Raw genomic sequence first — 19,188 nt, 5'->3', positions numbered from 1 at the left:
AGAATTGGCTTGATTTTGCATTTTTTTTGAAGATAGGTTATAATAGTTCTAACATCCTGGGGTCGTTACGGATTCGACAGGCATTATGAGGCATATTTTGCAACCCGTGTGGCGACGTAAACGCTCAGTTAAATATAACTGCAAAAAATAACACTTCTTACGCTCTAGCTGCCTAAAAACCAGCAGGCGTGACCTGATTTGGATTGCTCGTGTTCAATGACAGGTCTTATGATTAGCGAGATACGATCAAGCCTTGTCTAGTGGTTTGATAAGAGATTAATAGACTCGCAGTTCCTAGGCTTGAGTTATGTGTCGAGGGACTGTTAAAACAATACATAACCTATGGTTGTAGACGAATATGTTAGCAGGTGTTTGGACGTGGGTTCGACTCCCACCGGCTCCATTATGAACAGGTATACAGTAGATTTTTTCCAAATTGTATCCAATTACTTTAGTGTGTTAGTGGAGAATTACTCAAGAGGCTGAAGAGGACGGTTTGCTAAATCGTTAGGTCGGGTAACTGGCGCGGGGGTTCGAATCCCCCATTCTCCGTTAGATGAACCCAGTGTTTTTCTAAACAAATCTACTTGGAGGTGGTCTCCAAGAGTAAATTTTTCATAAAGAGGTGAAACATGAAAAAGATTAAGTTACTAAGTATCTTAGCACTCTCAACAGTTGTCTTGGGTGCATGTTCTGCATTGTCTAATCAGTCATCTGAAGCTTCTTCTGATGACAAAGAGAAAACGGAACAAGTTGAGAAGAAGGATGAAGCAGCGGAAGTTAAAGAGAAAGTCACAAAAGATGCTGAAATTCTCCTAGACTCTGTTCTCACTAGCGACTCTGCACGATTCAAGAAAATTTATGGTGAAACCTATGAAAAATGGACTGAGGCCATTTTTGCAGTGCAAACAAGTGAAAAAATCAAAGAAGAAGGGCTTTCACCTGCATCTACATACTCAGTACAATGGCACAAAGATTTCCCTGTAGAAACTCCAGAAGAAACCATTTCAGGTTTCTTGAAGATGAGACGTAGATTATATCAAGATATCGGTTCTTACACTGTTAAAGATGTGAAGGTTGATGAATCAGGAAATACAGCAACTGTTACTTTCAACTCTAAGAAGTTACACTCTAAAGGATTGGCTTCATCTACAAGGGAAGTTCTCACTACTCTTATTGGAGGTGTTGATAACCTAGGTAAATACAATCAAGCTGGTTCAAACGTTGACATCAAGCGTTACCAAACATTGGTTTCTTACTGGATTTTTGAGCATCTATTCAAGAAAGATTTCTCAACCTACAGTGACGTTGACCCTAACTTAGCTCATACACCTTTCACTACTGGTGATTTTGATACTGAAATCAAATTAACAAAGGATAAGGATGGAAACTGGCTGATTTCTCAAGAAGATTACCGTACTTTGGCGACAGAGTTGCTTGATGATACAGAAGGTTATGATAAAATTGTCCGTAAAAACTCAACTAAGTCTAATGATAAATCAACAGACAAGTCTTCAGATAAATCTTCAAACAAATCCACTGATAAATCAACAGACAAATCTTCAGATAAGAAAGATAAAAGCAATATCTAATCCTAAGATTTAAAAGAAAAACAAGTAGTCTTAATAAACTACTTGTTTTTTTATGAATTAGGATACAAAAATGTGGTGTGATAGTTAGAGTAACTCAGCCTTTCATTCCTATATATTGTTCTTAGAACGATAAAAAAACTGCATTGAGGTGCAGTTTTTCTTTTTTCTACGGAAGACATGGGATTCGAACCCACGCACGCTGTTACACGCCTACCGCGTTTCCAACACGGCCTCTTAAGCCTCTTGAGTAATCTTCCAATACTTACTCAAATAGTCTACCATAAAGCCACTTATCTTGCAATAAAAATTTTGGAAATAAGAAAAATGATAGAATTTGACAGAAAATGATAAAAAATGCTTGACTTTGGTAGAGAATGTGCTAGAATGAATAGTGTAAACGATAACAGGAGGTGATTTGGTGTTAAAAACTGAGCGGAAGCAACTGATTTTAGAGGAGTTAAATCAACATCATGTAGTTTCCCTAGAAAAATTGGTTAGTCTATTAGAAACATCAGAATCGACAGTACGAAGAGATTTGGATGAGTTGGAGGCGGAAAACAAGCTTCGCCGTGTACATGGTGGAGCAGAATTGCCCCACTCCTTGCAGGAAGAAGAAACCATCCAAGAAAAATCTGTCAAAAACCTTCAAGAGAAGAAGCTACTGGCTCAGAAAGCAGCCTCTCTTATTAAGGAACAAGATGTTATCTTTATCGATGCTGGAACGACAACTGCTTTTTTAATCAAGGAATTGGTTAATAAGAATATCACAGTCGTGACCAACTCCATTCACCATGCGGTTCAGTTGGTTGAAAAACAGATTCCAACTGTCATGGTTGGAGGAAGTGTCAAAATGGCAACAGATGCATGTATCGGTGGTGTTGCTCTTAACCAAATCAATCAATTGCACTTTGACCGTGCCTTTATCGGGATGAATGGTGTGGACGATGGTTATTATACGACTCCTGATATGGAGGAGGGAGCCGTTAAGCGTGCTATTTTAGAGAATGCCAAACAAACCTATGTCTTGGTGGATTCGTCAAAGATTGGTCAAACTTGCTTTGCCAAAGTAGCACCACTTAAACGCGCTATTGTCATCACAAGTCAAGGGCATGAGCTCTTGCAGGCTATTAAGAAGAAAACGGAGGTAATAGAAGTATGATTTATACAGTCACACTTAATCCATCCATAGATTATATTGTGCGCTTGGAGCAAGTTCAAGTCGGCAGTGTCAATCGTATGGACAGTGATGATAAGTTTGCTGGTGGGAAAGGAATCAATGTCAGCCGTGTTTTGAAGCGCTTGGGTATTCCAAATACTGCGACTGGATTTATCGGAGGTTTTACTGGTAAATTTATCACAGATACCCTTACAGAGGAAGAAATCGAAACTCGTTTTGTCCAAGTAGCAGAAGATACTCGCATCAATGTCAAGATTAAAGCAGACCAAGAAACAGAAATCAACGGGACTGGTCCAAATGTGGAACCGGCTCAGTTAGAAGAATTGAAAGCTATTTTGTCTAGTCTGACAGCAGATGATACGGTTGTGTTTGCAGGTTCGAGTGCTAAGAACCTAGGCAATGTTATCTATAAAGATTTGATTGCCTTGACACGCCAGACTGGTGCTCAAGTTGTTTGTGACTTTGAAGGACAGACCTTGATTGATAGTTTAGACTACCATCCACTTTTGGTTAAACCAAACAATCACGAACTTGGAGCTATCTTTGGAGTGAAACTCGAAAGTTTAGATGAAATCGAGAACTATGCTCGTCAGTTACTGGCCAAGGGAGCTCAAAACGTCATCATCTCTATGGCTGGGGACGGTGCTCTTCTTGTCACATCTGAGGGAGCTTACTTCGCAAAACCTATCAAGGGAACAGTCAAAAATTCAGTGGGAGCTGGCGACTCTATGGTCGCTGGATTTACCGGTGAATTTGTCAAATCTAAAGATGCAGTAGAAGCCTTCAAATGGGGAGTAGCTTGTGGAACAGCAACTACCTTCTCGGATGACTTGGCAACGGCGGAATTTATTAAAGAAACATATGAAAAAGTTGAGGTAGAAAAACGATGAAAATTCAAGACCTATTGAGAAAAGATGTCATGTTGCTGGATTTGCAGGCAACTGAAAAAACAGCTGTTATCGAAGAGATGATTAAAAGTTTGGTAGATCACGGTTACGTGACGGATTTTGAAACCTTTAAAGAAGGAATCTTAGCGCGTGAAGCTCTCACTTCCACTGGCTTGGGTGACGGAATTGCTATGCCTCACAGCAAAAACTCTGCTGTCAAAGAAGCAACGGTTCTCTTTGCAAAGTCAAACAAGGGTGTTGACTATGAAAGTTTGGATGGGCAACCAACAGACCTCTTCTTCATGATTGCAGCTCCAGAAGGTGCCAATGATACTCACTTAGCAGCCTTGGCAGAATTGTCTCAATACTTAATGAAAGACGGTTTTGCAGACAAACTTCGTCAAGTAACATCGGCAGATCAAGTTATCGAACTCTTTGACCAAGCTTCAGAAAAAGCTGAGGAACCTGTTCAAGCACCTGCCAATGACTCTGGCGACTTTATCGTAGCTGTTACAGCTTGTACGACAGGTATTGCCCACACTTACATGGCCCAAGAAGCCCTTCAAAAAGTGGCTGCTGAAATGGGTGTTGGGATCAAGGTTGAAACCAATGGTGCTAGCGGTGTTGGGAACCAATTGACTGCGGAAGACATCCGCAAGGCTAAAGCTGTTATTATCGCTGCGGACAAGGCTGTTGAGATGGATCGTTTCGATGGCAAACCATTGGTTAATCGTCCAGTTGCAGACGGTATCCGTAAGACAGAAGAATTGATCAACTTGGCTCTTTCAGGAGATGCTGAAGTTTATCGTGCTGTTAATGGAGCAAAAGCTGCAACAGCATCTAATGAAAAACAAAGCCTTGGTGGTGCTTTCTACAAACACTTGATGAGTGGTGTATCTCAAATGTTGCCATTCGTTATTGGTGGTGGTATCATGATTGCCCTCGCCTTCTTAATCGACGGAGCTTTTGGTGTGCCACAAGATAGTCTTGGCAATCTCGGATCCTACCATGAACTAGCTTCAATGTTCATGAAAATTGGTGGAGCAGCCTTTGGCTTGATGCTTCCAGTCTTTGCAGGATATGTTGCCTACTCTATCGCTGAAAAACCTGGTTTGGTAGCTGGTTTTGTGGCTGGTGCTATTGCCAAAGAAGGTTTTGCCTTTGGTAAAATTCCTTATGCAGCAGGTGGTGAAGCAACTTCAACTCTTGCAGGTGTTTCATCTGGTTTCCTAGGTGCCCTTGTTGGTGGATTTATCGCAGGAGCCTTGGTTCTTGCTATCAAGAAATACGTTAAAGTTCCTCGTTCACTTGAAGGTGCTAAATCAATCCTTCTCTTGCCACTTCTTGGAACAATCTTAACAGGATTTGTCATGCTAGCTGTTAACATCCCGATGGCAGCAATCAACACTGCGATGAATGACTTCCTAGGCGGTCTTGGAGGCGGTTCAGCTGTCCTTCTTGGTATCGTTCTTGGAGGCATGATGGCTGTTGACATGGGTGGTCCAGTTAATAAAGCGGCCTATGTCTTTGGTACAGGTACGCTTGCAGCAACTGTTTCTTCAGGTGGTTCTGTAGCCATGGCAGCAGTTATGGCTGGAGGAATGGTGCCACCACTTGCTATCTTTGTCGCAACCCTTCTTTTCAAAGATAAATTCACTAAGGAAGAACGCAACTCTGGTTTGACAAACATCATCATGGGCTTGTCATTTATCACTGAGGGAGCGATTCCATTTGGTGCCGCTGACCCAGCTCGTGCTATCCCAAGCTTCATCCTTGGTTCTGCAGTAGCAGGGGGACTCGTTGGTCTTGCAGGTATTAAACTCATGGCGCCCCACGGAGGAATCTTCGTCATCGCTCTTACTTCAAATGCCCTTCTCTACCTTGCCTTTGTCTTGGTTGGTGCAATCGTAAGTGGTGTGGTTTATGGTTACCTACGCAAACCACAAGCATAAAAAGTATTAGAATAGAAAGATTGTTACCATTTGGTGCAATCTTTTTCTCTATTCGAAATGGCTGTGAAATATGGTATAATAAAAGAATGGCAAACAAGAATACTAGTAAAACAAGACGGAGACCGTCTAAAGCAGAACTCGAAAGAAAACAGGCTATCCAGAGGATGTTGATTTCCTTAGGAATTGCCTTATTGTTGATTATTGCAGCCCTCAAACTCGGCGCGGCAGGTGTTACTCTTTACAATCTCATTCGACTGGTGGTTGGAAGTTTGGCCTATGTGGCCATTGGGGCCCTTCTCATTTATCTTTTTCTATTTAAATGGATCCGCAAGCAAGAGGGGCTTCTGTCAGGATTTCTTTGTATCTTCGCTGGCTTACTCTTGATTTTTGAGGCCTACTTGGTATGGAAATTTGGCTTGGAGCAGTCAGTCCTAAAAGGGACCCTGGCTCAAGTTATGGCTGACCTGACTGGTATGCGGGTGACTAGCTTCGCTGGTGGAGGCCTGCTTGGTGTTGGGCTCTATATCCCCATAGCATTTCTTTTCTCAAATATCGGATCGTACTTTATTGGACTTCTCTTGATTCTAGTTGGGGCACTCTTGGTTAGTCCTTGGTCTATTTATGATGTCGCAGCCTTTATTGGAGCTCAGTTCAGATCTTTCATGGAAAAACAGGAACAGAGAAAACAGGAACGCTTCATCAAGAGAGAAGAAGAGAAGGCTCGTCAAGAAGCTGAAGAAGCAGCTAGAATCAAGAGAGAACAAGAAGAACAGGATGCATTACCGCTTCCTCCTGTAGATCCTGAAACGGGAGAAATCTTATCAGAGGTACCAGACTACGATCTCCCACCAATTCCTGAGGAAGAGTGGATCGAACCGGAGATTATCCTCCCTCAAACTGATTTTGACGTTCCAGATGTGGAAGAAGATTTTGAGGATGAAGAGGTGCAGGTTGATTTTTCTACCAAAGAAGCTCTCGAATACAAACTGCCAAGCTTGCAACTCTTTGCGCCAGATAAACCCAAAGACCAATCCAAGGAAAAGAAGATTGTTCGAGAAAATATCAAAATCCTAGAAGAAACCTTTGCCAGCTTTGGTATCAAGGTGACGGTAGAACGGGCTGAAATTGGACCATCAGTTACCAAGTATGAAGTCAAGCCAGCAGTTGGAGTACGGGTTAACCGTATTTCCAATCTGGCAGACGACTTAGCGCTGGCTCTGGCGGCCAAGGATGTTCGGATTGAGGCTCCGATCCCTGGTAAATCCTTAGTCGGAATTGAAGTACCCAACTCTGAGATTGCGACCGTTTCCTTCCGTGAACTCTGGGAACAGTCTCAAACTAAACCAGAAAATCTCCTCGAAATTCCTCTAGGTAAGGCTGTCAATGGAACTGCTCGCACCTTTGACCTTTCCAAGATGCCCCACCTACTCGTTGCAGGTTCGACGGGATCAGGGAAGTCAGTCGCAGTTAACGGTATTATCGCTAGCATTCTTATGAAAGCAAGACCAGATCAGGTCAAGTTTATGATGGTGGATCCAAAGATGGTTGAGTTATCCGTTTACAATGACATTCCTCACCTCTTGATTCCAGTTGTGACCAATCCACGCAAAGCCAGCAAGGCCCTGCAAAAGGTTGTGGATGAGATGGAAAACCGTTATGAACTCTTTGCTAAGGTTGGTGTGCGAAATATCGCTGGCTACAATGCCAAGGTCGAGGAATTCAATGCCCAGTCTGAGTACAAACAAGTACCGCTTCCTTTGATTGTTGTCATTGTGGACGAGCTGGCAGACCTCATGATGGTGGCCAGCAAGGAAGTGGAAGATGCCATCATCCGTCTCGGACAGAAGGCGCGTGCCGCAGGGATTCACATGATTCTCGCAACGCAACGTCCATCGGTTGATGTTATCTCTGGCCTTATCAAGGCCAATGTCCCATCTCGTGTGGCTTTTGCAGTTTCATCAGGTACAGATTCGCGAACCATCTTGGATGAAAATGGAGCAGAAAAATTGCTCGGTCGAGGAGATATGCTCTTTAAACCAATTGATGAAAATCACCCAGTCCGTCTACAAGGCTCCTTTATTTCGGATGATGATGTTGAACGCATCGTAAACTTCATCAAGGCTCAGGCGGATGCGGACTATGATGAAAGCTTTGACCCAGGAGATGTCCCTGAAAATGAAGGAGATTTTTCTGATGGTGAAGCTGGCGGCGATCCGCTTTTTGAAGAAGCTAAGGCTTTGGTTATCGAAACTCAGAAAGCTAGCGCTTCGATGATTCAGCGTCGTTTGTCAGTTGGATTTAATCGTGCGACCCGCCTGATGGAAGAACTCGAAATGGCAGGTGTCATCGGTCCAGCTGAGGGAACCAAACCACGAAAAGTATTGCAACAATAAAAAAATAACTTCTTTCCAAATTTGGAAAGAAGTTATTTTTTTGATTACTGGTTCGTTTTAGTTTCAGAACTCGTCGTATTTGACTGTGTTCCATTATCGCTTGTTTCTTTATTTGTAGCTGGTGTAGAAGAGTCCTGAGTTGTTGTTTTCTGTTCTTCTTTTTTCTCCTCTTTCTTGTTGGATTGAGAAGTTTCTTCCTGCGAGGTATTTTCTTTAGTAGAAGTGTTGTCCCTGTTAGGAGTAGTATTTTCCTGAGGGGATTCTTTTTGAATTTCCTTGACAACAGTTGTTTGGGTTGTCGTCGGTTCTTTTTTGTTGTTTTTGTTATTATCCATGGCGTTCATAATGGTGATAGTAGCGGTGATTAGGCCAAGGATACTACCGATGGTAGCAATCGTTTTTTGAAAGACAGTAAATCCCTTTTTGATGTGTTCTGTTTTTGGTTTTGAAGTTCTACGATAGTTAGACATGATACTCTCCTTTAATTATGATTTATTATACCTCATTTCTTTAAAAAAATCTTAAAAAAAGAGAAACCTCCCTTTCTTGTCGCAGGTCTCTTTTCGTGATACAATAGAAGGAGTGATTTTAGAAAGCGTGAGAAAACATGATCTACTTTGATAATTCGGCGACAACCAAGCCTTATCCTGAAGCACTTGAAACTTACATGCAGGTCGCTTCAAAAATTGTAGGAAATCCGTCTAGTCTCCATCGTTTGGGAGATCAGGCAACACGAATTTTAGATGCTTCCCGGCAGCAAATTGCAGATCTGATTGGTAAGAAAAGTGAGGAAATCTTCTTTACCTCTGGTGGAACAGAAGGAGATAACTGGGTCATCAAGGGTGTGGCCTTTGAAAAAGCCCAGTTTGGTAAGCACATTATTGTGTCAGCTATTGAACATCCAGCAGTCAAGGAATCAGCCCTTTGGCTGAAAAGTCAAGGTTTTGAGATAGATTTTGCTCCAGTTGATGAGAAAGGATTTGTGGATGTTGAGGCTCTAGCGAATTTGACACGACCTGATACGATCCTTGTCTCCATCATGGCAGTTAACAACGAAATTGGCTCTATCCAGCCAATTCAAGCTATTTCAAAACTGTTGGCAGATAAGCCGACTATTTCTTTCCACGTTGATGCGGTTCAGGCACTCGCTAAGATTCCGATTGAAAACTATCTGACAGATCGAGTGGATTTTGCAACATTTTCGAGTCATAAGTTTCATGGTGTCAGAGGTGTTGGATTTGTCTATATCAAGTCTGGTAAGAAGATTACGCCTCTTTTAACTGGTGGTGGTCAGGAGCGAGACTCTCGTTCGACAACTGAAAATGTGGCAGGGATTGCAGCGACAGCCAAAGCTCTCCGTTTATCTATGGAAAAGTTAGATATCTTTGCTAGTAAGACAGGGCAGATGAAGGCAGTCATTCGTCAAGCCCTTCTGGATTATCCAGATATTTTTGTCTTTTCAGATGAGGAAGACTTTGCCCCTCATATCCTGACTTTTGGGATTAAGGGTGTTCGTGGTGAAGTCATCGTTCACGCCTTTGAAGACTATGATATTTTCATTTCCACAACCTCTGCTTGTTCGTCCAAGGCAGGAAAACCTGCGGGGACCTTGATTGCCATGGGAGTGGACAAAGATAAGGCCCAGTCAGCTGTGCGTCTAAGCCTAGACCTGGAAAATGATATGAGTCAAGTCGAGCAGTTTTTGACCAAGCTAAAATTAATTTACAATCAAACTAGAAAAGTAAGATAGGAGTATTTATGCAGTATTCAGAAATTATGATTCGTTACGGAGAATTGTCAACCAAACACAAAAATCGCATGCGTTTCATCAATAAACTTCGTAATAATATTTCAGACGTTTTGTCTATCTATCCTCAAGTTAAGGTAACCGCAGATCGCGACCGTGCCCACGCTTACCTCAATGGAGCTGATTATACAGCAGTAGCAGAATCGCTCAAACAAGTTTTTGGGATCCAAAACTTTTCTCCTGTGTATAAGGTTGAAAAGTCTGTGGAAGTTCTGAAGTCTGCTGTCCAAGAGATTATGAAAGCTATCTACAAGGAGGGCATGACCTTTAAAATCACTAGTAAGCGAAGCGACCACAACTTCGAATTGGATAGTCGAGAACTCAATCAAACTCTTGGTGGTGCTGTTTTCGAGGCTATTCCAAACGTGCAAGCTCAGATGAAAAATCCAGATATTAATCTTCAGGTTGAGATTCGTGAGGAGGCTGCCTATCTTTCCTATGAAACCTTTCGTGGAGCAGGAGGATTACCTGTGGGAAGTTCTGGTAAAGGCATGCTCATGTTGTCAGGAGGAATTGATTCACCTGTGGCAGGTTATCTAGCTCTTAAACGTGGGGTAGATATTGAAGCCGTCCACTTTGCTAGCCCGCCATACACAAGTCCTGGTGCCCTCAAGAAAGCCCACGATTTGACTCGGAAATTGACCAAGTTTGGGGGCAATATCCAGTTTATCGAGGTGCCTTTCACAGAGATTCAAGAGGAAATCAAGGCTAAAGCGCCAGAAGCCTACCTTATGACCTTGACACGACGTTTTATGATGCGGATTACCGACCGTATTCGTGAGATACGAAAAGGTTTAATTATCATTAATGGGGAAAGTCTTGGTCAAGTAGCCAGCCAGACCTTGGAAAGCATGCAGACTATCAACGCTGTGACCAGCACTCCAGTCATTCGTCCCGTGGTTACCATGGACAAGTTGGAAATCATTGACATCGCGCAGGAAATCGATACCTTTGAAATTTCAATCCAGCCTTTTGAAGACTGCTGTACTATTTTTGCACCTGACCGTCCTAAGACCAATCCTAAGATAGAGAATGCAGAGCAGTATGAAAAACGCATGGATGTTGAAGGCTTGGTTGAGCGAGCAGTGGCTGGGATTATGATTACTGAAATCACTCCCCAGGTTGAAAAAGATGCTGTCGATGAGTTAATTGACAATCTCCTCTAATCAGAAAATCCAGAAGAATTCAGAAAAACAAATGAAGAAAGTTAGTTATTTATCCTTAAAATGGACATTAACTGACTTTTTTTCTATTTTTGTGGTATAATAAGATAAAATTTTGAATATAGAGAGTTTTCTGACAATGAATCATTCCTACTTTTACTTAAAAATGAAAGAACACAAACTCAAGGTTCCTTATACAGGAAAGGAGCGTCGTGTGCGTGTTCTTCTGCCTAAAGACTACGAGAAAGACACAGATCGTTTTTATCCTGTTGTTTACTTTCATGATGGACAAAATGTCTTTTACAGCAAGGAGTCTTATATCGGACACTCTTGGAAGATTATTCCAGCCATTAAGCGGAATCCTGATATCAGTCGCATGATTGTCGTTGCTATTGACAATGATGGCATGGGACGGATGAATGAGTATGCGGCTTGGAAATTTCAAGAATCTCCTATCCCAGGCCAGCAGTTTGGTGGTAAGGGTGTGGAGTATGCCGAGTTTGTCATGGAAGTGGTCAAGCCTTTTATCGATGAAACCTACCGAACCAAAGCTGATCGCCAGCACACGGCTATGATTGGTTCGTCACTAGGAGGCAATATTACTCAGTTTATCGGACTAGAGTACCAAGACCGAATTGGTTGTCTAGGTGTCTTCTCCTCTGCCAACTGGCTTCACCAAGAATCCTTTAACCGCTATATCGAGCGCAAGAAATTGACACCTGAACAGCGCATTTTTATCTATGTAGGAACAGAAGAAGCAGACGATACGGACAAGACCTTGATGGCTGGCAATATCAAACAAGCCTATATCGATTCGTCGCTTCGCTATTACCGTGATTTGATTGCAGGTGGAGTAGGCTTGGATAATCTTTTCTTGAAAGTTCAGTCTGGTGCTATCCATAGTGAGATTCCATGGTCGGAAAATTTACCAGACTGTCTCCGATTTTTTGCAGAGAAATGGTAAGTTAAGAAAGGAGAAAGCCAATGCATATTGAAAACCTCAGCCACTGGAGTGGCAATCTCAACCGTGAAATGTATCTCAACCGTTATGGACATGCTGGGATTCCAGTTGTTGTTTTTGCTTCATCTGGTGGCAGTCACAACGAATACTATGATTTTGGCATGATTGACGCCTGTGCTTCCTTTATCGAGGAGGGCCGCGTCCAGTTCTTTACGCTATCCAGTGTGGACAGTGAGAGCTGGCTAGCCACTTGGAAAAATGGTCATGACCAGGCGGAGATGCACCGCGCCTACGAACGCTATGTGATTGAGGAGGCCATTCCTTTCATCAAGCACAAGACAGGTTGGTTTGATGGCATGATGACGACAGGTTGCTCGATGGGGGCCTATCATGCACTCAATTTCTTTCTTCAGCATCCAGATGTCTTTACCAAGGTGATTGCCCTCAGTGGTGTTTACGACGCACGTTTCTTCGTTGGCGATTACTACAACGACGATGCAATTTACCAAAACTCACCAGTAGATTATATCTGGAATCAAAACGACGGCTGGTTTATTGATCGTTACCGTCAGGCAGAAATCGTCGTCTGTACGGGACTTGGTGCCTGGGAACAAGACGGTCTACCATCTTTCTACAAGCTTAAAGAAGCCTTTGACCAGAAACAAATTCCAGCCTGGTTTGCTGAATGGGGACACGATGTCGCCCACGACTGGGAATGGTGGCGTAAACAAATGCCCTATTTTCTTGGACACCTGTATCTATAAAAGGAGTTGCCTATGAATTACCTTGTTATTTCTCCCTACTATCCGCAAAACTTTCAACAGTTTACCATCGAGCTAGCTAATAAAGGCATCACAGTCTTGGGGATTGGTCAAGAACCTTACGAACAACTAGATGAACCTTTGCGCAATAGCATGACCGAGTATTTCCGTGTGGACAATCTTGAGAACATAGACGAAGTCAAACGTGCTGTTGCCTTTCTGTTCTACAAGCATGGACCAATCGACCGCATCGAGTCCCACAATGAATACTGGCTTGAGCTGGACGCAACACTTCGTGAGCAATTTAATGTCTTTGGTGCCAAACCAGAGGATCTCAAAAAGACCAAATATAAGTCTGAGATGAAGAAACTTTTCAAAAAAGCAGGTGTCCCTGTGGTACCTGGTGCTGTTATCCATACGGAAGCAGATGTGGATAAAGCAGTGACCGAAATCGGTCTACCAATGATTGCCAAACCTGATAATGGAGTGGGAGCGGCAGCAACCTTTAAGCTTGAGACAGAAGACGATGTAAATCACTTTAAGGCTGAATGGGACCATTCAACCGTTTATTTCTTTGAAAAATTTGTCACTTCTAGCGAAATCTGTACCTTTGACGGGCTTGTGGACAAAGATGGCAACATCGTCTTTTCAACGACTTTCGACTACGCCCATACACCACTTGATCTCATGATTTATAAGATGGACAATTCCTACTATGTACTCAAGGATATGGATCCCAAACTGCGCAAGTATGGCGAGGCCATTGTCAAGGAATTTGGTATGAAAGAGCGCTTTTTCCATATCGAGTTTTTCCGTGACGGGGATGACTACATTGCCATTGAGTACAATAACCGTCCTGCAGGTGGCTTTACCATTGATGTTTATAACTTTGCCCACTCCTTGGATCTCTACCGAGGTTATGCAGCTATTGTCGCAGGAGAAGAGTTCCCAGCATCAGAGTTTGAACCTCAATACTGTCTAGCTACATCACGTCGTGCCAATGCAAACTATGTCTATTCAGAAGAAGACTTGCTTGCTAAGTACAGCCAGCAATTCAAGGTCAAAAAAATCATGCCAGCAGCCTTTGCAGAGCTACAAGGGGACTACCTTTATATGTTGACCACTCCGAGTCGCCAAGAGATGGAGCAGATGATTGCAGATTTTGGTCAACGTCAAGAATAACGATTAGGACAAAAGGAGTTTGACTTCTTTTGTCCTTTTCTTAAAGATAAGTTAAATAAAGCGTTTTCCAGAGATTCTTTTAGAAAAGATATTGCTAAAAGGCCTAAAAATTGATAGAATAAGGATTGTCTAAAAAAATTTAAGGAGAATCTATCAAATGGATTTTACATGGGCTATTAAATATGCCACAGAATTCTTGGGAACTGCTATTTTGATCATTCTTGGTAATGGTGCAGTTGCTAACGTTGAACTTAAAGGTACGAAAGGTCACCAAAGTGGCTGGCTCGTTATCGCGGTTGGTTATGGTATGGGGGTTATGATCCCAGCCTTGATGTTTGGTAATGTATCTGGTAACCACATCAACCCAGCTTTCACTCTTGGACTTGCTGTTAGTGGACTTTTCTCTTGGGAGCAAGTACCATATTACATCCTAGCACAAGTTTTGGGAGCAATCTTTGGTCAAGCTTTGGTTGTAGCGACTCACCGTCCTTACTACTTGAAGACAGAAAATCCAAACAATATCTTGGGTACCTTCTCAACGATTTCAAGCATCGACCACGGTACAAAAGAATCACGTTTTGCAGCTACTGTTAACGGTTTCCTCAATGAGTTTGTAGGTTCATTTGTTCTTTTCTTTGCAGCACTTGGTTTGACTAAAAACTTCTTTGGTGCTGAGGTTCTTCAATACATGAAACAAATGGCTACTCAAGCTGGACAAACTGTTGATTTAAGTGAATTGGCAGTGAAAGCTCAAGTAGCTCCACATACAGCTGCTGGGATCTCAGTTGCGCACTTGGCACTTGGTTTCCTAGTAATGGCCTTGGTAACTTCACTCGGTGGACCTACTGGACCTGGTTTGAACCCAGCTCGTGACTTTGGACCACGTCTTCTTCATGAACTCCTTCCAAAATCAGTTCTTGGTCAACACAAGGGTGATTCAAAATGGTGGTATGCATGGGTTCCGGTTGTAGCTCCAATTGCAGCGGGTATTGCAGCAGTAGCACTATTTAAACTACTTTACCTATAAAAAATAAAACTGGGGAATCCCAGTTTTTTTGTTATAAAATTTCTAAATAAAATAGATATGGCTTGTAAAATATTCGAAAATCCTTTAAAATAAAAGAGTTGGAGGAATTTATGAATGTGAATGAGATTGTTCGGATCGTTCCGACTTTGAAAGTTAATAATCGAAAATTAAATGAAAAATTTTACATTGAAACCCTAGGGATGAAACCTTTGCTGGAAGAGTCTGCCTTTCTTTCCTTAGGTGATCAGACAGGTACTGAAAGATTGATTTTAGAAGAGGCTCCAAGCATGCGAACACGCAGAGTTGAAGGGCTTAAGAAGCTAGCTAGACTCTTGATAAAGGTTGAGAATCCTTCTGAAATCGAGGCCCTCCTTTCTCAGATGAAGTCTCTTCCTCGCCTATTTAAAGGAAACCGTGGGTATGCTTTTGAGATTGTTTCTCCTGAAGAGGATGTGATCCTTGTTCATGCAGAAGATGATATAAGAGATTTGGTTCCACTGGAAACTGTTCCTGAATTTTATTCAAATACAAGTATAAAATACGTGAGCCAATTTGAGGTTTCTATGGAGTTGCGTTTACCTGAAGGGACAGAGAGTTTACTTGATCCCGAAGGAGTAGCGCCAGTAATTACCTTTACTAAAGGACAAGGACCAGATTTGGCTGTTGAAAACAATGTCACTTGGGACCTGACGATGTTAAAATTTTTAGTCAAGAATTTTGATCTAACCAGTCTTCGTCAGAAATTTGAAAAGACAGGCTACTTTGTCCCTAAGTCTGAAAAATTCTTCCTCGGTAAAGATACCAATAACATTGAATTGTGGTTTGAAGAAGCATGAAGTTGGAAAAAATTCTAAGAAAAATAGAAAATCAAATTGAGGCAGGGATTTATCCCGGGGCCTCTTTTGCGTATTATAAGGATGGTGAATGGAAAGAGTCTTATCTAGGATTGAGTGATCCAGAAAGAGACTTGAAGACAGAAAGTGGTTTGGTTTATGATCTAGCCAGTGTGAGTAAGGTCGTGGGAGTGGGGACGGTTTTGACCTTCTTGTGGCAGCAGGGCACATTCGATATTGAGCGACCGGTAACGGATTTTTTACCGGAGTGTGATTATCCTGATATCACTATACGGCAGCTTCTGACCCATGCCACAGACTTGGACCCCTTTATTCCCAATCGAGACAAGTTAAGGGCAGAGGAATTAAGAGAAGCCATGTTTCACCTCAACAGACGAAATCAGCCAGCCTTCCTATACTCGGACGTTCACTTTTTACTCTTGGGCTTTCTTTTGGAAAAAATCTTTAACCAAGACTTGGATCAGATTATAAAAAAACAAGTTTTGGAACCATGGGGGATGAAGGAAACGATGTTTGGTCCTGTTGAGCAAGCTGTACCAACAGTGAGAGGGGTGGAGGCCGGAAACATTCACGATCCCAAAGCCCGTCTATTAGGGAAACACGCAGGAAGTGCTGGTTTGTTTTCGACTGTTAAGGATTTGCAGATTTTTCTGGAACATTATTTGAAAGATGATTTTGCAGCAGAATTGAGCCGAAATTTTTCTCCTTTAGATGATAAGGAGCGGTCTCTATCATGGAATCTGGAAGGAGCTTGGCTCGACCATACGGGTTATACAGGTACCTTCATTATGTGGAATCGAGAGAAGCAGGAGGCGGCTATCTTTTTATCCAATCGAACGTATGAGAAGGATGAGCGTGCCCAGTGGATAGTCGATCGAAACCAAGTGATGGAAATGATTCGTCAAGAGGAGTAGGAAGAAGTATGTCAAAAACCGTAAAAGGAACTCTGTATACAGTAGTGGCGGGGATTGCTTGGGGCTTGTCTGGAACCAGTGGCCAATACCTGATGGCACACGGGATTTCTGCTTTAGTCTTGACCAATTTGCGACTTATCATTGCAGGCTTGGCACTGGTGTTCTTATCCTACGTGACCGCAAAGGATAAACTCTATGCTTTTTTAAAAGACAGAAAAAGCCTTTTATCTCTGCTGTTGTTTGCCTTGTTTGGACTTTTCTTAAACCAGTTTGCCTATCTTTCTGCCATTCAGGAGACCAATGCTGGAACGGCAACGGTTCTCCAGTATGTATGTCCTGTTGGGATTTTGGTTTATACCTGTATGAAAGATAAGGTAGCTCCGACACTGGCTGAGATTTTTTCGATTGGATTGGCTATAGGAGGAACTTTTCTGATTGCAACGCACGGGAAAGTTGACCAGTTATCTGTCACATCCCTAGGTCTGTTCTGGGGCCTCTTTTCAGCCTTGACCTATGCCCTCTATATCATCCTTCCTATTGCTTTGATTAAGAAGTGGGGCAGTATTTTGGTGATTGGTGTCGGGATGGTTATTTCTGGTGTAGTGGCTATTCCCTTTACAGGAGTCTTACAGGCTAGCATACCAACCAGCTTAGATTTTTTCTTTGCATTTACTGGGATTATCATTATTGGAACGGTTTTTGCCTATACAGCTTTCCTAAAGGGAGCTAGTCTGATAGGCCCTGTTAAGTCTAGTTTATTGGCTTCCATAGAGCCAATTTCTGCCGTTTTCTTTGCCTTTCTGATTATGAAGGAACAGTTTTATGCGATTGATTTTATCGGTATGGCTATGATTTTACTAGCCGTGACCATTATTTCATTGAAAGATTTACTGTTGGAAATAAAGAGTAAGTAATTAAAAAATCCACTCAATCGAGTGGATTTTTTGTGTATAGATGATTAGTCTTTATTTTCGTGTGGCAAAATCAAGTTCAAGATGATTCCTGTCATGGCTGATAGAGCAGTACCTGAAAGGGTTACTGGACCGAGTTTAAGGATTGCTCCACCAAGTCCAAGTACCAGCATAGCACTTGCAATGATGAGGTTACGCATTTGACTGAAGTCAACACGTTCCTTAATCAAAACTTTCAAACCATTGCTGGCGATAACTCCGTAGAGAAGGATGGACATGCCACCAAGCACAGCATTTGGAATGGTTGAAATCAAGGCAGTGAATTTCCCTAGGAAGCTAAGAGCAATGGCGATGAAGGCCGCGTTACGGATAACAGAGACAGAAGCGATACGAGTCATCCCAATAACCCCTGTATTTTCGCCGTAAGTCGTATTAGCTGGTCCACCGAGGAAGGCTGATACAGATGTCGCGATACCATCACCAAGAAGCGTACGGTGAAGTCCTGGTTCTTTCAGGAATTGACGGCCACAGATTTGGCTTAAAACTGTGTGGTCTCCGATGTGTTCTGAAATGGTTACAATAGCGATTGGCAAGATGGCGATTGTTTCAGGACCGAAGTACAAGTTGTACTCTTTAAAGGCTCCACCTGTACTAAATGGCAAGTAGAAACCAGGAATTTCAAACCAATTGGCTTGAAGGACTGGGGTAAAGTCAACCAAACCAAGCATCATAGCGAAGATGTACCCACCGATGATGGCAAAGAGGAAAGGAATGATACGAAGGAAACCTTTTCCTTTTGTATTGATAAAGGCGGCAATCAAGAATGTAACAACGGCTACAAGGGCGTTTTTCCAGTTTCCGTCTGCTACGAGTCCAGCATTCGTTACAGCAGAACCAGCAAGACCAAGACCGATAACGATAATCATAGGTCCGATAATGATTGGGGGCAAGAGTTTATCAATCCATTTCGTACCTGCAAAACGAACACTTGCTGCTACAAGGACATAGACCAAACCAGTCAAGATAACTCCAGTTTGAGCAGCAGAGACATCGCCTCCCATTTCTTTCATGGCTAGAGACATAGCTGTGATAAAGGCGAATGAAGAACCAAGATAAACTGGAACCTTAAAACCAGTAGAAATCATGTAAATCAGTGTACCAACACCTGAAGCAAAAAGGGCAACAGATACAGGCATTCCCAAAATCAAGGGTACCAAGATGGTCGCACCAAACATGGCAAATACGTGCTGGAAACTTAGAAGAATACCTTTACCAGCAGAAGGACGTTGATCAACGTCTAGTAACAAGTCAACAGTTGATTCCTGTTTCATAAAAACCTCACTTTTGGGCACCAAAAAAGAGCCCATTATTTTGCAGCAATAGGCCCTCAGAGTAAGACTTTTTAAAAAATAGCTATCTTTTAAAAATTTATATAAATCTGCGCCTTCGTCACCTCACAGGATGACATTAAAAACCTTTGCTTAGGATAGTATAGCAGAAAAAATTCGTTTTGTAAACGAATTTTTCCCGATCCCAGAAATGTGAGAGTGAGGTCCGTTTTGTAAACGAATTTTTCCCGATCCTAGAAATGTGAGAGCGAAGTTGAT

16 protein-coding genes, 2 tRNA genes and 1 other RNA gene are annotated in these 19,188 nt (G+C 42.3%); 16 read left to right on the top strand and 3 right to left on the bottom strand.

Features of this window, described 5'->3' with window-relative positions; genetic code table 11:
* The first annotated feature begins 58 nt into the window (after nt 1-58).
* The 3 genes from ssrA (at nt 59) to DG474_RS06375 (ending at nt 1,592) form a co-directional block, all read left to right on the top strand.
* Nucleotides 59-406: a transfer-messenger RNA gene (gene ssrA, locus DG474_RS06385) on the top strand.
* Between the two features lie 58 nt (nt 407-464).
* Nucleotides 465-552: transfer RNA gene (locus DG474_RS06380), tRNA-Ser, on the top strand.
* 80 nt (nt 553-632) lie between these two features.
* Entirely contained in the window at nt 633-1,592 is a 960-nt protein-coding gene (locus DG474_RS06375; RefSeq protein WP_000721417.1) for a hypothetical protein, read from the top strand.
* A gap of 169 nt (nt 1,593-1,761) precedes the next feature.
* Here DG474_RS06375 and DG474_RS06370 read toward each other — a convergent pair.
* A tRNA-Ser gene (locus tag DG474_RS06370) sits at nt 1,762-1,849 on the bottom strand.
* 161 nt (nt 1,850-2,010) lie between these two features.
* Here DG474_RS06370 and DG474_RS06365 point away from each other — a divergent pair.
* The 4 genes from DG474_RS06365 to DG474_RS06350 all read left to right on the top strand — a co-directional run bounded on the left by DG474_RS06365 (nt 2,011) and on the right by DG474_RS06350 (nt 8,001).
* The gene (locus tag DG474_RS06365) at nt 2,011-2,751 is read left to right on the top strand and encodes a DeoR/GlpR family DNA-binding transcription regulator (RefSeq protein WP_000920660.1); all 741 of its coding nucleotides are present in this window, start codon (nt 2,011-2,013) and stop codon (nt 2,749-2,751) included.
* Entirely contained in the window at nt 2,748-3,659 is a 912-nt protein-coding gene (gene pfkB / locus DG474_RS06360) for a 1-phosphofructokinase (RefSeq protein ID WP_000640822.1), read from the top strand. The genes DG474_RS06365 and pfkB overlap by 4 nt, the downstream gene beginning before the upstream one ends.
* Entirely contained in the window at nt 3,656-5,608 is a 1,953-nt protein-coding gene (locus DG474_RS06355) for a PTS fructose transporter subunit IIABC (RefSeq protein WP_255777708.1), read from the top strand. The genes pfkB and DG474_RS06355 overlap by 4 nt, the downstream gene beginning before the upstream one ends.
* A gap of 86 nt (nt 5,609-5,694) precedes the next feature.
* On the top strand, nt 5,695-8,001 hold the full coding sequence (locus DG474_RS06350) for a DNA translocase FtsK (RefSeq protein ID WP_369522196.1): 2,307 nt from the start codon (nt 5,695-5,697) through the stop codon (nt 7,999-8,001).
* 44 nt (nt 8,002-8,045) lie between these two features.
* On the opposite strand, the gene DG474_RS06345 is transcribed toward DG474_RS06350, so the two are convergent.
* Nucleotides 8,046-8,471, bottom strand: coding sequence for a DUF6556 family protein (locus DG474_RS06345; protein ID WP_084857198.1), 426 nt, complete (start codon nt 8,469-8,471; stop codon nt 8,046-8,048).
* Nucleotides 8,472-8,608: 137 nt separating this feature from the next.
* On the opposite strand from DG474_RS06345, the gene DG474_RS06340 reads away from it, so the two are divergent.
* The 9 genes from DG474_RS06340 (at nt 8,609) to DG474_RS06300 (ending at nt 17,584) form a co-directional block, all read left to right on the top strand.
* The gene (locus DG474_RS06340; protein WP_255777707.1) at nt 8,609-9,751 is read left to right on the top strand and encodes a cysteine desulfurase family protein; all 1,143 of its coding nucleotides are present in this window, start codon (nt 8,609-8,611) and stop codon (nt 9,749-9,751) included.
* 8 nt (nt 9,752-9,759) lie between these two features.
* Nucleotides 9,760-10,974 carry a tRNA uracil 4-sulfurtransferase ThiI gene (gene thiI, locus DG474_RS06335; RefSeq protein ID WP_255777706.1) on the top strand — a complete coding sequence of 405 codons (1,215 nt, stop codon included), beginning with the start codon at nt 9,760-9,762 and terminating at the stop codon, nt 10,972-10,974.
* Nucleotides 10,975-11,110: 136 nt separating this feature from the next.
* A complete protein-coding gene (locus DG474_RS06330; RefSeq protein WP_255777705.1) occupies nt 11,111-11,935 on the top strand; it encodes an alpha/beta hydrolase in 825 nt (274 codons plus the stop codon).
* 20 nt (nt 11,936-11,955) lie between these two features.
* The gene (locus DG474_RS06325) at nt 11,956-12,696 is read left to right on the top strand and encodes an esterase family protein (protein ID WP_000546816.1); all 741 of its coding nucleotides are present in this window, start codon (nt 11,956-11,958) and stop codon (nt 12,694-12,696) included.
* 12 nt (nt 12,697-12,708) lie between these two features.
* Nucleotides 12,709-13,875, top strand: coding sequence for an ATP-grasp domain-containing protein (locus DG474_RS06320; protein ID WP_095726138.1), 1,167 nt, complete (start codon nt 12,709-12,711; stop codon nt 13,873-13,875).
* A 157-nt stretch (nt 13,876-14,032) separates the two neighbouring features.
* On the top strand, nt 14,033-14,902 hold the full coding sequence (gene gla / locus DG474_RS06315) for an aquaglyceroporin Gla (RefSeq protein ID WP_000348117.1): 870 nt from the start codon (nt 14,033-14,035) through the stop codon (nt 14,900-14,902).
* Between the two features lie 110 nt (nt 14,903-15,012).
* Entirely contained in the window at nt 15,013-15,738 is a 726-nt protein-coding gene (locus DG474_RS06310) for a CppA N-terminal domain-containing protein (RefSeq protein ID WP_001102077.1), read from the top strand.
* Nucleotides 15,735-16,670, top strand: a complete 936-nt coding sequence (locus DG474_RS06305; protein WP_255777704.1) for a serine hydrolase domain-containing protein — start codon at nt 15,735-15,737, stop codon at nt 16,668-16,670. The genes DG474_RS06310 and DG474_RS06305 overlap by 4 nt, the downstream gene beginning before the upstream one ends.
* 8 nt (nt 16,671-16,678) lie before the next feature.
* Complete coding sequence (locus DG474_RS06300) at nt 16,679-17,584, top strand: DMT family transporter (protein WP_255777703.1); 906 nt, start codon at nt 16,679-16,681, stop codon at nt 17,582-17,584.
* Between the two features lie 44 nt (nt 17,585-17,628).
* On the opposite strand, the gene DG474_RS06295 is transcribed toward DG474_RS06300, so the two are convergent.
* Nucleotides 17,629-18,912: a uracil-xanthine permease family protein gene (locus tag DG474_RS06295; protein WP_185755937.1), complete on the bottom strand. Its 1,284-nt coding sequence runs from the start codon at nt 18,910-18,912 to the stop codon at nt 17,629-17,631.
* Nucleotides 18,913-19,188 lie beyond the last annotated feature (276 nt).

The organism is Streptococcus oralis (genome assembly GCF_024399415.1).
Lineage (GTDB): Bacteria > Bacillota > Bacilli > Lactobacillales > Streptococcaceae > Streptococcus > Streptococcus oralis_CS.
This window is presented reverse-complemented; position numbering and strand designations above follow the sequence as displayed.